We start from the raw sequence: 1022 nt of genomic DNA on the forward strand, positions 1-1022 counted from the left end.
AGCCGTTACTGGTCGTGTTGAACAAAACGGTCCACTTTTAGAAAAACTGGGCGCAAGTCGCATCATCGACCGTGTTGAATTTGAAGAGCCTGCACGCCCACTAGAAAAACAAATTTGGGCTGGCGCAGTCGACACCGTTGGCAGCAAAGTGCTAGCGAAAGTATTGGCGCAAATGGATTACAACAGCGCCGTCGCGGCGTGTGGTCTTGCTGGCGGTTTTGACCTGCCAACCACAGTAATGCCGTTCATCCTACGTAATGTGCGTCTGCAAGGTGTGGATTCCGTGATGTGTCCAACCGAAAAACGCATCGCAGCGTGGGAAAAACTGGTTGAGCTACTACCAGACAGCTACTTCGAGCAAGCGTGTACTGAAGTAGAGCTCGCTGAAGCGCCAAAATACGCCGAAGATATTACCAACGGCCAAGTAACCGGTCGCATTGTTATCAAGCTATAGTTATCAAGCTACAAATCAGCACTTCACGTAAATAGAGCCAGCGTTGCTGGCTCTTTTGTTATCAGTTCAATCCCATGTCTTCGATTCGCTTTGCAATCAGCCTGCTGCACTCTTCACGCACAACGGAGCGCAGCCATTCTTGAGCAGGAGAATGCTCACAGCGCGCATGCCAAATCATCGAATAATCAAAAGGCGTAAATTGGAATGGCAACGGTTTTACGACTAGGTCATAGCGCTCAGCAACCAGATACGCCAAATCTGCCGGAACGGTAATGATGATAGGTAGTGTATCCACAATCGCCAGCGCAGCTTCTAAATGGTACGCACGCAGCACCATTTTGCGTTGCGGCTTGTCGATCAGAGCTTGCTCAATCAACGCTTTCACTCCGTCACTGATGGCAATCATCGCGTGAGGGTGGCTCAAATAGTCGTCCAAACTCATCTCTTGATTCGCCAAAGGATGCTGTTTGGACAGTAAACACAACACGCCAACGCGACCAAGAATCTCGCTACGCAGCGGCTCTACGGGGCCAGTTGGGCGACAAATGGCGAGATCTGCCCCTTCATA

Annotated in this window: 1 protein-coding gene and 1 pseudogene; one reads left to right on the top strand and one right to left on the bottom strand. The window is 50.4% G+C overall.

Features of this window, described 5'->3' with window-relative positions; genetic code table 11:
• A pseudogene (locus R7E00_RS25275) lies at positions 1–454 on the top strand (oxidoreductase); the annotation flags it as partial.
• 61 nt (positions 455–515) lie between these two features.
• Here the strand turns inward: R7E00_RS25275 and R7E00_RS25280 are convergent.
• On the bottom strand, positions 516–1022 hold a 507-nt coding region (locus R7E00_RS25280; protein WP_318124946.1), incomplete at its 5' end, for a LysR substrate-binding domain-containing protein.

Origin of the sequence: Vibrio sp. Vb1755 (assembly GCF_033338635.1) — a bacterium.
Classification (GTDB): Bacteria; Pseudomonadota; Gammaproteobacteria; order Enterobacterales; family Vibrionaceae; genus Vibrio; species Vibrio alginolyticus.